The organism is Streptomyces sediminimaris (assembly GCF_047049295.1).
Lineage (GTDB): Bacteria > Actinomycetota > Actinomycetes > Streptomycetales > Streptomycetaceae > Streptomyces > Streptomyces sediminimaris.
In genome coordinates, this window is sequence record NZ_JBJWOT010000002.1 from 270,979 (window position 1) to 283,772 (window position 12,794).

General features: G+C 70.0%; 11 protein-coding genes and 2 pseudogenes. 8 read left to right on the forward strand and 5 right to left on the reverse strand.

Annotation, left to right across the window (positions count from 1 at the left end):
• The first annotated feature begins 91 nt into the window (after positions 1–91).
• The gene (locus tag ACJ9NR_RS39170; RefSeq protein WP_412512785.1) at positions 92–562 is read left to right on the forward strand and encodes a helix-turn-helix domain-containing protein; all 471 of its coding nucleotides are present in this window, start codon (positions 92–94) and stop codon (positions 560–562) included.
• A complete protein-coding gene (locus ACJ9NR_RS39175; protein WP_412490659.1) occupies positions 559–1,242 on the forward strand; it encodes an IS630 family transposase in 684 nt (227 codons plus the stop codon). The genes ACJ9NR_RS39170 and ACJ9NR_RS39175 overlap by 4 nt, the downstream gene beginning before the upstream one ends.
• Before the next feature lie 179 nt (positions 1,243–1,421).
• Here ACJ9NR_RS39175 and ACJ9NR_RS39180 read toward each other — a convergent pair whose 3' ends face one another.
• Positions 1,422–1,958: a TetR/AcrR family transcriptional regulator gene (locus ACJ9NR_RS39180; protein ID WP_412494431.1), complete on the reverse strand. Its 537-nt coding sequence runs from the start codon at positions 1,956–1,958 to the stop codon at positions 1,422–1,424.
• Between the two features lie 109 nt (positions 1,959–2,067).
• Here ACJ9NR_RS39180 and ACJ9NR_RS39185 point away from each other — a divergent pair, with 109 nt between their 5' ends.
• The 3 genes from ACJ9NR_RS39185 (at position 2,068) to ACJ9NR_RS39195 (ending at position 4,506) form a co-directional block, all read left to right on the forward strand.
• On the forward strand, positions 2,068–3,075 hold the full coding sequence (locus ACJ9NR_RS39185) for an ATP-binding cassette domain-containing protein (RefSeq protein WP_412494430.1): 1,008 nt from the start codon (positions 2,068–2,070) through the stop codon (positions 3,073–3,075).
• Positions 3,072–3,860: an ABC transporter permease gene (locus ACJ9NR_RS39190; RefSeq protein ID WP_412494429.1), complete on the forward strand. Its 789-nt coding sequence runs from the start codon at positions 3,072–3,074 to the stop codon at positions 3,858–3,860. Before ACJ9NR_RS39185 ends, ACJ9NR_RS39190 begins: the two co-directional genes overlap by 4 nt.
• A 235-nt stretch (positions 3,861–4,095) precedes the next feature.
• A complete protein-coding gene (locus ACJ9NR_RS39195; protein ID WP_412494428.1) occupies positions 4,096–4,506 on the forward strand; it encodes a hypothetical protein in 411 nt (136 codons plus the stop codon).
• A gap of 971 nt (positions 4,507–5,477) precedes the next feature.
• Here the strand turns inward: ACJ9NR_RS39195 and ACJ9NR_RS39200 are convergent.
• Positions 5,478–6,083 carry a dihydrofolate reductase family protein gene (locus ACJ9NR_RS39200; protein WP_412494427.1) on the reverse strand — a complete coding sequence of 202 codons (606 nt, stop codon included), beginning with the start codon at positions 6,081–6,083 and terminating at the stop codon, positions 5,478–5,480.
• Between the two features lie 340 nt (positions 6,084–6,423).
• On the opposite strand from ACJ9NR_RS39200, the gene ACJ9NR_RS39205 reads away from it, so the two are divergent.
• The gene (locus ACJ9NR_RS39205) at positions 6,424–7,641 is read left to right on the forward strand and encodes an IS110 family RNA-guided transposase (RefSeq protein ID WP_412487501.1); all 1,218 of its coding nucleotides are present in this window, start codon (positions 6,424–6,426) and stop codon (positions 7,639–7,641) included.
• A 112-nt stretch (positions 7,642–7,753) separates the two neighbouring features.
• On the opposite strand, the pseudogene ACJ9NR_RS39210 reads toward ACJ9NR_RS39205, so the two are convergent.
• Positions 7,754–8,374, reverse strand: a pseudogene (locus ACJ9NR_RS39210) (saccharopine dehydrogenase); the annotation flags it as partial.
• Positions 8,375–8,442: 68 nt separating this feature from the next.
• Here ACJ9NR_RS39210 and ACJ9NR_RS39215 point away from each other — a divergent pair.
• The gene (locus tag ACJ9NR_RS39215; RefSeq protein ID WP_412494426.1) at positions 8,443–8,700 is read left to right on the forward strand and encodes an NPCBM/NEW2 domain-containing protein; all 258 of its coding nucleotides are present in this window, start codon (positions 8,443–8,445) and stop codon (positions 8,698–8,700) included.
• Between the two features lie 75 nt (positions 8,701–8,775).
• Here the strand turns inward: ACJ9NR_RS39215 and ACJ9NR_RS39220 are convergent, their stop codons facing one another.
• Complete coding sequence (locus ACJ9NR_RS39220; protein ID WP_412494425.1) at positions 8,776–9,768, reverse strand: DUF8094 domain-containing protein; 993 nt, start codon at positions 9,766–9,768, stop codon at positions 8,776–8,778.
• Between the two features lie 275 nt (positions 9,769–10,043).
• Positions 10,044–10,618, reverse strand: a pseudogene (locus ACJ9NR_RS39225) (transposase); the annotation flags it as partial.
• Between the two features lie 567 nt (positions 10,619–11,185).
• Here ACJ9NR_RS39225 and ACJ9NR_RS39230 point away from each other — a divergent pair.
• On the forward strand, positions 11,186–12,784 hold the full coding sequence (locus ACJ9NR_RS39230; RefSeq protein WP_412494424.1) for an arabinofuranosidase catalytic domain-containing protein: 1,599 nt from the start codon (positions 11,186–11,188) through the stop codon (positions 12,782–12,784).
• Positions 12,785–12,794: the final 10 nt, after the last annotated feature.

Below are 12,794 nucleotides of genomic sequence, written 5' to 3' on the forward strand. Positions count from 1 at the left end.
TAGATCGTCGCGGCTAAGTGTTGTTCTGGTTGGTGGAGTTGGGGTCGGGCAAGCTCCTCTTGTCGCTTCCGTTCGGCCGGGCAGGGGTGCCGTGTCCTCGCAGAAGAAGTATCCGGTTGCGTTGAGTGCCGAAGATCGTCAGGCGTTGGTGCGCGTGACGACGACGGGGGTCCGCAGCGCGTCGATGATCAGGCGGGCACGGGTGCTGCTCGCGTTGGACACGTCGGTCGGCGACGTCGATCCGCGGGCGGTGATCGCGGAGCGGGTCGGGGTCTCGTGCGAGTCGGTCCGCCTGATCTCGAAGCGGTACGCGGAGACCGGCGGCGATGTGTGGGCCACGGTCGGCCGGAAGAAACGCGCATGCCCGCCGGTGCCCTCCTTGGTGACCGGCGAGGTCGAGGCGAGGCTGATCGCGCTCGCCTGCTCGGCGCCGCCCCAGGGACACGCCCGGTGGTCGCTGCGACTGCTGGAAAAGCACGTCGCGCTGGCCGAGGACATCCCGGATCTGGACCACTCCACGATCGGCCGGGTGTTAAAAAAACGGAACTGCGTCCTCACGTGAAGAAGTACTGGACCATCCCGCCCGCTGCGAATGCGGCCTTCGCCGCGGCGATGGAGGACGTCCTGGCCGTCTACCGCCGCCCCTTCGATCCGGCCCGCCCGGTGGTGTGCATGGACGAGAAGCCGTACCAGCTGCTCGGCCACGTCCGCGATCCGCTTCCCGCGCGGCCGGGCCGTGACCGGCGCGAGGACAACGAGTACGTCCGCTCGGGGACCTGCTCGATCTTCTGCTGGGTCGAGCCACTGCGCGGATGGCGGCGCGTGGACGCCCGGCCCCGCCGGACCAGGGTCGACTGGGCGCACCAGGTCGAGCACCTCCTGACCGTGGACTACCCCGACGCCACCACGGTCGTGCTGGTGATGGACAACCTCAACACCCACACCACCGCCTCGCTCTACGAGGCGTTCGACCCGGCAAAGGCCTTCGCGCTGGCCCAGCGCCTGGAGATCCACCACACCCCCAAACACGGGTCCTGGCTCAACATCGCCGAGATCGAGCTCTCCGCCCTCACCCGCCAGTGCCTGGACCGCCGCATCGACGACCTCGCCGTGCTCAACACCGAACTCGCCGCCTGGCAGCAGCACACCAACAGCAACCAGCGCCACGTCGACTGGCACTTCACCACCGACGACGCACGCGTGAAACTACGCCACCTCTACCCAACCACACAGCAAAATTAAGCCGCGACGATCTACTAGTGCCGCGGCAGGCAACGTTTGTCCGCCAAGGAGCGGCGTCCGGTGCGTGCTCTCGGCGTGGCGGCCGGAAGCCCTCGTACTGGACGTACTTGGGGTTTCGGCAGGTGCGGCGAGAGTGCGTGCCGGGCGTCGCGACGGGGCGAACGTTGCCTGTTGCGGCACTAGCGGCGCGCCAGCAGCGCCCGCAGCGTCTCCAGCGCCCCCGCCACGTCGAGGTCGGGGTCGAGCAGCGCGTGGAGGAGCAACCCGTCACCGACTGCGCCCAGCAGCGTCGCGACGCCCTCGGGCGACACCTGTGCGGGCATCGCGCCGTCGGCTTGGGTGGTGCGGACGAGGTCGACGATGACCTGCCGGTACGTCGCGAGCATCTCGCCCAACCGGGCCCGCAGCTTCTCGTCGCGCTCGGCCTCGCGGAGCGACTCGAACATCAGCCGGGTCAGCGCCCTGTTGCCGGCGACCCCCGCCCCGATCTCGGCACCGACCAGGGTGAGCAGCTCGTCCATCGTGGACGGTGTGGCGAACTCCGCGTACGGCATCGCGTTGGCGAACGCGGACATGCTCGCTTCGATGAGCAGGTCCTGCTTGCCTCGGAAGTGGTAGCTGACCGCGCCGTGCGGGAGCCCGGCGCGCTCGGCGACCGCCCGGGTGGTGACCCGCCCCCAGCCGACCTCGCCGATCAGCTCGGCCGCGGCGGTCATCAGCTTCTCGCGCGTCGGGCGGGGGTCCGGCCCGCGTCCGGCCGAGCTGTCCCCAACGGTTTGTCCATTTGGCTTGTCCATGTGGCCAAATCCTAGCTACTCTGCCTGCATGACACCTTCCGAGCCTGATCTTGCCGTGCGGGCACGCGGTCTGGTGAAGACGTTCGGCACGCTCCGCGCCGTCGACGGGGTGGATCTCGACATCCCGTCCGGCAGCATCTACGGGGTCCTCGGACCCAACGGCGCGGGCAAGACCACCACGATCCGGATGCTCACCACCCTGCTGCGCCCGGACGACGGCAGCGCGGCAGTGTTCGGTCGCGACGTGCAGCGGGAGCCGCATGCCGTACGTCGGCGGATCAGCCTGACCGGCCAGTTCTCCTCCGTCGACGAGGACCTCACCTCGCGGGAGAACCTGGTGCTGCTCAGCCGCCTGCACGGTTACCCGGCGCGTCGGGCCCGCGGACGGGCGGACGAGCTGCTCGAGGCCTTCGGCCTCGCCGACGCCGCCGGGCGGCTCGGCGGCCGGCTCTCCGGCGGGATGCGTCGACGCCTTGACATCGCGGCCAGCATCATCGTCCGCCCCGACCTGCTGTTCCTCGACGAGCCCACCACCGGCCTGGACCCCAGGAGCCGGAACAACGTCTGGGAGGTCGTACGCGGGATCGTCGCCGACGGCACCACGGTGCTGCTGACGACCCAGTACCTGGAGGAGGTCGACCAGCTCGCCGACCGGATCGCGGTGATCAACCACGGCCGGGTGATCGCGGCGGGCACCCGTGGCGAGCTCAAGGCTTCGGTCGGCACCGGAGGCGTCCGGGTCCGGCTGCTCGACCCCGCCGACCGGCCACGCGCGGAGAAGATGCTGGCAGCCGCGCTCGGCACGGAGGCGCACCTCGACTCCGACCCGGCCGTGCTCACCGCGCGGATCCCGTCCGCCGGGCCCGGCGCCCAGCCCACCGCGCTCGCCGTCCGTGCCCTCGACCGCCTCACCGACGCCGGCATCGCCGTCACCGACTTCGGCTACGGGCAGCCGAGCCTGGACGAGGTTTTCCTCGCCCTCACCGGGAGCACCGCAGGCGAAGCCCCCGCCGACCCGCAGGAGGCGCTCACATGACCGACCTCGTCGTACCCCGTCCGCAGCCGGCCAGCCCGGTCGCCGCCTCGTTGACCTTCGCGTGGCGCTCGCTGCTCAAACTCAAGCACGTGCCCGAGCAGCTCGGTGACGTGATCGGGATCCCGATCCTGTTCACCCTGCTGTTCACCTATCTCTTCGGCGGTGCGCTGACCGGCTCCACCCACGACTACCTGCAGTTCTTGCTGCCCGGCACACTCGTGCTCGCCATGGTGTTCGTGACGGTCTACAGCGGGGTCACCCTGAACCGGGACCTGTCCACCGGTGCCTTCGACCGATTCCGCTCTCTGCCGATCTGGCGGCCGGCGCCGGTCGTCGGAGCGCTGATCGGCGACCTCGGCCGGTACCTGCTCGCCGCCGGCCTGGTCGTCGGCCTCGGCTTCCTGATGGGGTACGACGCGCACGGCGGCGCGCCGGGAGTCCTGGCCGCCGTCGGCCTGGTCACGCTGTTCGCCTCGGCGCTGTCCTGGGCCTGGATCACGCTCGGCCTGGTCCTGCGCACCCCGACCGCGGTGATGAACCTCGGCTTCGTGATCCTCTTCCCGCTCACCTTCTTGAGCAACGTCTTCGTCGCCCCGACGACGATGCCCGGATGGCTGCGCCGCGTCGCCGACGCCAACCCGGTCAGCCACCTGGTCACGGCGGCCCGCGGCCTGATGGACGGCACCGCCACCGGCCACCAGGTTCTCGTCGTGCTGCTGGCGTGCGCGGTGCTGATGGCCGTCTTCGCGCCGGCCACGACGGTCCTTTACCAGCGGCGCCGATAGCCCGACGTCCACGCGCAGGCGCGCACAGGGTCACCACGCGTCGAGTCCGGCAAGGCCAGGAACTCACGATTCGGCGCGTGCGGTACCGCAGCTCGGCGCCTGTGGGGCCGCTCCTGTCTCCGGCACCGCGGCGCTCCTCCTGACTGCATCCCGGCGCCGACCTTTTGCGCCTGGCCCGCATGGTTGCCACGAGGTCCGAGCCGTCGATTGGCGACGGAGGTCAGGTGCTTGGCAGGTGCTTGGTAGGGAGTGGAGCAGTTCGCTGAAGTGGGCGTCGATCTTGTCGCGGGTGCTCCGGACGACGGTGATCGGGACGCGTTCCGGGACGGTGACCGGCCGGGTGGTCCAGGCGTCCCTGAAGCTGGTGCTGGAGCCGGTCTTTGAGGCAGATTTCCTCCCGTGCTCCTACGGGTTCCGCCCCAAGCGCCGGGCTCACGACGCGCTCGCCGAGGCACACCACTTCGCCAAGAGCTCCTACGAGTGGATGGTGGAGGGGGATAGTCGGATCACCAGCCCCACACCGACGATGATCGCCGGCAGCAAACACCCCGTGCGCCAGCCCCACGGCAGAAAAGCGTCCTGGGACATCGACGTGGTCAGAAGCGCCGGCATCCCGTTCGCGCCCAGGAGCTGCCAGAGGGGGTGAGGGCAGGTGGCCAGGCGTCGGTAGGCGCCGGTCGACCAGGTGCAGGCGCTGCCGGGCCGCGTAAGCGCGGGCGGGGGTGGTGATGCGGCCGTTGGCGACCAGCACGGCGATGACCGTGCGGCAGTACGAGGACGCGACGGCCCGGGCCGATGCGGCCCTGCGCACCAGAGGTCCGCTGGAGGGGGACACGACCCTGCTGGGTGAAGACCGGGTGCGCTGGAGCGGCGTCTACGTGCTCCTCCATACCGGCAGCCGGCCCCGTCACGTCGGTCCCTTGGTGAGGTGTGCCGGCTTGGACCGTCCGGCACACCGAAACTCATCGGCGACCGAAGCAAAGCATGCAAAGGGGCTGGCGTCTGCGTGGCCGCGCAGGCGAGAGGGGGCCCGGGTCCAACGTTTGGGCTGGGTCGCGGCGGTGGTGGTGGGTACCGATGGCTCGCGACCCCTTCACCCGTGCCGGGGCTTTGCGGGCGATGACCTGGTCCGCCCGGCGGGCGGCGGCCTCGTCCCCGCGGGGCCCTGGCGAGGGCGGTGAACAGGTCGGTGGCCGCGTCGAACGGCATACAGGCGTCGCGGGGGAGCCGGGAGGACTGCATCGGGCGTGCGGGCCTCGTCTGCCGGTCTGAGACGGTGTCCGCGTGGAGCGGCGCACAAGGGCAGTTGGGGCGCCGCGGGGTCGCTCGGGCGAGCGGGCGGCCGCCGGGATGCGGCGACCTGTGCGCCGGGCTCGCAGGTGACCGGGTGCCGATGGCGCGGTGGTGCGGCCGCCGGCGCGGGCGGGGACCGTCCGGCGGCTGGGCCGCCGCAGGCCCCCGGCGTCGTCCGGGCGGGAGTGTGCGGTTCTCGGTTGGCGGATGCCGGCGCAGGGCCCTGCACGGCCACGAGGGGGGGCGGGTGCAGAGCGGCGCGGCCTCCAACGCGGCCCGGCCCTCGACGTGGGGCGGCGGCACTCGGCGGCCGCGGGCACAGACTCAGTAGCTGTCGTAGGTGGGCTTGCCGTGTGGCCGGTAGACGCCGACGACGGTGCCGCCCTTGGTAGTGGAGACACTGACGGGCTGCAGCGCGGTGGGGATCGCTCCGTCGGCGAACAGCCGCTTGCCGGTACCGATGATCACCGGGTGGATGGTGAGGCGGTACTCGTCCACGAGGCCGTGCCGCATGAGGGTCTGGGCGAGGTCGCCGCTGCCGACGACGTTGATGTTGCCGCCCTCGGACGCCTGCAGCGCGCGTACGGCATCGACGGTGTCGCCTTCGAGCAGCGTGGAGTTGTGCCATTCGACGGACGCCAGCGTCCGAGACGCCACGTACTTGTGCATGCTGTTCATCCGCTCGGTGAACGGGTTGTTGGGATCGGCGGTCGGCCAGTACGACGCGAAGATCTCGTAGGTCTTGCGGCCCAGCAGCATCGCGTCGGCGTCCTCGTACCAGCCGGCGATGGCCGCGCCCATCTCGTCGTCGGCCACCGGTTTCTGCCAGCCGCCGTGCTCGAAGCCGCTCTCGGCGTCCTCGTCGGGGCCGCCCGGCGCCTGCATGACGCCGTCCAGCGTGAGGAACGTACAAACGATGATCTTGCGCATGGTGCGCTCCCTTCGTCGACGGGTAGACGGCACCGCCGCCGCAAACTCATCGGTGGAGCTTTCTGCGGCAGTCCCCCCGTTATGTTTTCCGCGGTCCTGCAAGAGGGCCGCTGGCCTCCGGGCCCGGCATGACTGTTGCCCCCTGTCGAAGGCATGACCTGGGGGGTGGTGTCACCGGGCCCGGGAGGTGCCGTCGGAGACGCTGATCAGAGGTCCGGCCACCGCCCGGTCCGGCGCAACGCCGGACAGTTCGCGGGCGGCAGGTCTGCATAACGTGGATGCGCGAGCACGACACCCGAGCCGAGGCCGGCACCGTCAACACCCCTGGGGAAGGGGCACGATGTTCGAGATCGAAGACGTGGGCGTGTTCCTGGGCCTGGACGTCGGCAAGAGTGCCCACCACGGCCACGGACTCACCCCGGCCGGGAAAAAGGTCTTCGACAAACCGCTGCCCAACAGCGAGCCCAAGTTGCGGGCCGTCTTCGCCAAGCTGCGCGAAAAGTTCGGCACCGTCCTGGTGATCGTGGACCAGCCCGCCTCCATCGGCGCCCTGCCACTGACCGTCGCCCGCGACGCCGGCTGCCAGGTCGCCTACCTGCCCGGACTCGCGATGCGCCGGATCGCCGACCTCTACCCCGGCGAGGCCAAGACCGACGCCAAGGACGCCGCCGTCATCGCGGACGCCGCACGGACGATGCCGCACACCCTGCGCTCGCTGGAACTGACCGACGAGATCACCGCCGAACTCACGGTCCTCGTGGGCTTCGACCAGGATCTCGCGGCCGAGGCCACCCGCACGTCCAACCGGATACGCGGCCTGCTCACTCAGTTCCACCCGTCGCTGGAGCGCGTTCTGGGTCCCCGCCTCGACCACCAGGCCGTGACCTGGCTGCTGGAGCGCTACGGCTCCCCGTCCGCCCTGCGCAAGGCCGGCCGCCGCAGACTCGTGGAGCTGATCCGCCCGAAAGCCCCCCGCATGGCCCAGCGGCTGATCGACGACGTCTTCGACGCACTCGACGAGCAGACCGTCGTCGTCCCCGGCACCGGCACCCTCGACATCGTCATTCCCTCCCTGGCCGCATCCCTGGCCGCCGTCCACACCCATCGCCGGGCGATGGAAGCCCAGATCAACGCCCTGCTGGAGACTCACCCTCTTTCCCCGGTCCTGACGTCGATGCCCGGCGTCGGCGTCAGGACCGCCGCCGTCCTGCTGGTCACCGTCGGCGACGGCACCAGCTTCCCCACCGCCGCCCACCTCGCCTCCTACGCCGGCCTCGCCCCCACCACGAAGCAGTCCGGGACCTCGATCCACGGCGAACACGCACCCCGAGGCGGAAACCGGCAGCTCAAACGGGCGATGTTCCTCTCCGCCTTCGCCTGCATGAACGCTGACCCCGCCTCCCGCACCTACTACGACCGCCAGCGAGCACGCGGCAAGACCCACACCCAGGCCCTCCTCCGCCTGGCCCGTCAACGCATCAGCGTCCTGTTCGCCATGCTCCGCGACGGCACCTTCTACGAATCCCGGACACCGAAAGGCGTCGAGCTCGCCGCGTAACCTCAGCAACCCCGAACCACCCCAAACCCGACAGGAGTGCCTTGACGAAAGACATAGAGGCACCCCCCCGCAAGCGCAGCATCCTGGCGCACGGTGGGCGCGGGCCCGCGCTCTATGGATGCAGTTCCAGAATGATGTGCGGGGACAGCGCGCGGAGGAAGCCGGACGCGTCGAAGATATCGCCGGCCGAGGCGACGCCGACCGTCCTGGTCCGTTTCGTGAGGATGCGGTCGACCGCTTCCACCGCGAGCGGCGGGGTGACCGCGTAGATGTCCTGGCCCCTCGCCACGGCGCGCCGCTCGGCGCCGCCGGAGCGGACGACGACGTCGACGAGGAAGGTCTGTGCGGACCGGCCGCGCACGTCGACCGCGGTCGACGCGGGTGTGTCGGGGGCCGCCAGATCACCGGCCGCCTCGATGGTCATGTAGGTGCGGACCTCGGGGACGTAGGTGCGGACCTCGGGGACGGCCACGTCGCTGGGAACGGTGACGACGTCGGCCATCGTGAACTCCCCGATGACGGTCCGGGGGCCCATCGGGTCGGGGAAAGGCCACTTCAGGGTGGGCAGGGCGTCGTCGTGGTACTCCAGCCGCCCGTTCCGCCGTTCCCCGGACACCTTGACCCCGCACCTTCCGCTCAGGGAGTCGCCACCTGCGCAGCAGTGCCCGGTTGTGAGCCCACCGACCACGCCGGAGGCTCGGGCACCGACTCGGTCAGCGACGTCGGCCTCTGCCTCGCCGGGAAGTGCTCCCGGTTGACGGCGGAGGCCGGGGCCGACGACGAGACGGCGGTGCGGGAACGGTGACGTTCTCCGTGCTCGCCGACGGCAGGACCTTGGTGGCCACGCCGGCGATCCGCGGCGGACAGGCCGCGGTGCCGGTCGACGTCGACGTCTGCGACGCCCAAGCCGTCGACCTCAGGGTCGTTGACGCCGCCAACGGCACCGGCAACGACCACGGCCACTGGGCGATGCCGGCGCTGACCTCCGGCTGGAGCCTGTCCGCAGACGGGGCCCGGCCTTGGCGTCTGCGCGGCCGGACAGACCGCCGCCCCGTATGAGGCGGCGGTGACGTCCTCACGGACGCCGGCGGTGATCCATACGGCAGCTGCTCCTTCGCCGTATGCGGGTGGCCATCATGCGTTGGTCACGGCTGTCGGTGTGGCGTCCACCTTGGTCAGCTGGGTGCCGATGGAGTAGACGGACGGCCTGCCGCCTGCGGAGATGAGCCCCATTTCCGTCTGTGCGTAGCTTCGGACGACCTTGCCCATGCGCGCGTCCGGGGTGTGCTTGACGAACGGCTTGTCCGAGTCACCGAGTTTGATGTAGGACTGCAGGTCCTTGGCGAGGAAGGTCTCGTCAACGGCGCTGTCGGACAGCACCAGGGCGCCGCCGTCAGTGGTCTTCGCGGCGAAGACGTCCCCGGCGTAGGGGGTGGTCTTCTTGAAGTCGACCCAGGCATGATCGCCCATGTTCTCGTTCCGCTGGGCGTGCCAGGACCTCCCGGTGCGTAGGGCCGCGGTGTCGGCGAGCGGGGTCCTGCTGCCACCCGTCACCCACAGATCGGTGACCAGGTCCGGGAGCTGGGAGGGCGCGGTCTCGCCGATCTTCGTGTCGGGGGCGGCGATCTTCAACAGCCCCGCTCTGTCGAGGGCGATGTGCGGTGCCTTGGCCACGTCGGCTCCGAAGAAGTCGCGGGCGACCACCATCCGCCAGCCGTTCCCCGAGCGCTTGAAGACGAGGAACCTGATGTCCTTCGACCACAGCTTGCCCGGCTTGCCGTGGGTGAGGTGCGCGCTTCGGGCGCGTACGAGGAACCAGTCGGCCTTCGAGGAGGCGGGCGGGATGTAGAAGGTGCGGTTGACATACACGAAGGGGGCGAGGTTGTCCGCGACGTCGCTCTTGTCGAGGCCGGGGATCTGTGTGAAGTACGCCTGGTCCATCGCGAGGACGGCGCCGCCCTCCGCCCGCGCCATGAGTGCCGGGGAACGCCGGGTATTGGCTTGGTTGTTGGCCTTCTGATAGGTGTCCACCGTCTTGTTCGCCTCGGCTTTGGTGAGCAGCGGCCTCTCGGCCGGCGCGGCGTCCGAGTGCTCGGTGGCACTGTCCGTGGTGGAGCAGGCGGTCAAGGAAACCGCGGCTGAGACTGCCGCCGCGATGAACACGCCCATGCGCGTGCCACGGTTCGTGCGAGCAGAGCGGGCCGAGTTGGCCATGGCAAAGAGTCCCCGTTTCTCGAAGTACCGTCGGCGACCACCCCAACTCTGTGCAGCTGCACACGAGATGATCACTGTGCCACGTTATCGGCACCGCCTCGGGTGGCGACTTCCGCCCCACTTGGAAAGCGGGCTCCTCGGCCGCCTGGCGGGGGACCACGGCGGGGCTTGAGTGAGCGTCAGGTCCATCATGCCTGTTCAGAGGCGTTTTCGGTAGGAGGTAGCGCACGCCCGTTCGGTCTTGCTGCGGGGGATGCCGTGCCCGCAGACTCGTCGTCATCCACTCTCCGGCCAACGTGCCGGCATCCGTCATCGGCTGCCGGTGCGTTCGCCGTGCTGTCTCTCCGTGTGACATGCGCCGGCTCGAGTGGGAATCGAACGGTGTTTCTGGGGTCGTGGGGGGCAACAGGGGGCGAGAGCCGGCCGTCGAAGGTGATCTCGGAGGCGTTGACGCGGGCCTTCCATCGCTGTGACCAGCGTTTGAGTCCCTGCCCGGTCGGGTCGAGGGACATGATCGCCATGGAGACGCACTTGATCGCCGCTTGCTCGTTCGGGAAGTGCCCGTGGGCCCGGACGGCTTTGCGTATCCGTGCGTTCACGCTTTCACATCGTGTTGGCCGTGCAGACAACTCGCCTTGTCTCGCTGTCGCATTCGCGTGATCGCTTGGGGCCAGAGCGTCTCGATGGCGTCGGGCAGGCCCTTGAAGCCGTCGCAGACGACCATGCGGACGGCCTCGGTCCCGCGGTTCTTGATCTCGGCCAGGGAGCCCGTCCCGAGGGCTGGTACAAGATCCGAGTTCGGGCGAACCGATTCGACGCAAGCGCTTCGACGGGATGTCATGCCCGGCCTTGCGCCGACCAGTCGCGTACCGCGAAGCGCAAACAGTGCCAACCCCCGCTGAGGGACGCCCGGTTCGGTGGGGGCCGTCCGCTGCGGCGCTGCGTGATCAATGCCCCTGTGAGAACATGCCTGTTCACCGGCAGGATGGGGAGGCGTCCGAAGTCCGGCGCCGGGACGTCTGCCACGCCCGCGGGGCCCGCTGCGCCCGCGGGGGAGACGGCCGGACCGCCGTCAGGCGCTGCCGCATCGCAACTTTTCGTGGCTGCCGAGAGCTTGCGAACCGCGGCAATCAGCAGTCGAATCGATTCCGTACGAAGGTTCGCAGGAAGGTCCTCCCCGCCCTTGACAGTCCTGTGGGACCGGGAGCACCGTCTCCCCGCGATACCTCTCTGCAATCCCACTGCACCACGGCACGTTCAAGCGCTTCGGCATGTGTCAGCGCCACCACCGCAGCCCGACCGGGATGCGCCGGCACGGTAGGGAGTCCAGATGGGAACCACACGTACAAGACGCCGCCTGCTGCCCGGACGCGGCGGCGTCGAGCGGTTGCTCGCGGCGGTGCGCCATCGCGGCGGGCCCCGGAACGGGCCGCCTCGGACACGTCCGGCTGCGTCGGCGGGAGGGGCCCGCTCCCGGTGGAAGACGTTAGCCCGGGCCGGGGCGGCAGCCGCGCTCGTCGCCGGCGCTCTGGCCGGCGCCACGGCCACGGCCGGCACGGCCCGCGCCGCCACATCCGGCCCCTGCGACATCTACGCGGCGGGCGGTACGCCCTGTGTGGCGGCGCACAGCACCACACGAGCGCTGTACACCTCGTACAACGGGCCGCTGTACCAGGTCCGGCGCTCCTCGGACAACGCCACCCGTGACATCGGTGTCCTGAGCGCGGGCGGGTATGCCGACGCCGCCGCACAGGACTCGTTCTGCTCGGGGACGACCTGCGTGATCACGGTCATCTACGACCAGTCGGGCCGCAACAACAACCTCACCCAGGCACCCGGCGGCGGTGCCGCGGGCGGCCCCGACAACCTCGCGAACGCGACCGCCGCGCCCACCACGGTGGGCGGTCACAAGGCCTACGGCGTCTTCGTGGCACCCGGCACGGGTTACCGGAACAACCACACCAACGGCATCGCGACCGGGGACAACGCCGAGGGCATGTACGCGATCTTCGACGGCACGCACTACAACGGCGGCTGCTGCTTCGACTACGGCAACGCCGAGACGGACAGCAACGACGACGGCAACGGCACCATGGAGGCCATCTACTTCGGCAACATCAAGGTCTGGGGCTACGGCAGCGGCAACGGTCCGTGGATCATGGCCGACCTGGAGAACGGCCTGTTCTCCGGCGTCAACCAGCACTACAACGCGGGCGACCCGACCATCAACTACCGCTACACGACCGCCATCATCAAGGGCGAGGCGAACCACTGGGCGATCCGCGGCGGCAACGCGCAGTCCGGTGGCCTGTCCACCTTCTACGACGGTCCGCGTCCCAACGTCCCGGGCTACAACCCGATGCGCAAGCAGGGAGCCATCATCCTGGGCACCGGCGGCGACAACAGCAAGGGCGCCCAAGGCACCTTCTACGAAGGCGTGATGACCTCCGGCTACCCGTCGAACGCCACGGAGAACGCCGTCCAGGCCAACATCACCGCGGCCGGATACAGCAACTCCTCGGGGGGCGGGACAGGTACCGGCGCGCTGCACGCGGTGGGCGCGGGCAAGTGCCTGGACGTGCCGAACTCGTCCACCACGGCCGGTACGCAGCTGCAGATCTGGGACTGCAGCGGTGGCGCCAACCAGACCTGGACCCGCACCTCCTCGGGGCAGTTGACGGTCTACAGCGGCAGCAGCCGGATGTGCCTGGACGCGTACGGCAACCAGACGTCCGCGGGTACCAAGGTGGTGACCTGGCCGTGCAACGGCGGTGCCAACCAGCAGTGGCAGGTGAACTCGGACGGCACCGTGACCGGCGTCCAGTCCGGCCTGTGCCTCGACGTCACCGGCGCTTCCACCGCCAACGGCGCCCTGGCGGAACTCTGGTCGTGCAACGGCGGATCCAACCAGCAATGGAAGCTCGGCTGACCTGAACGGC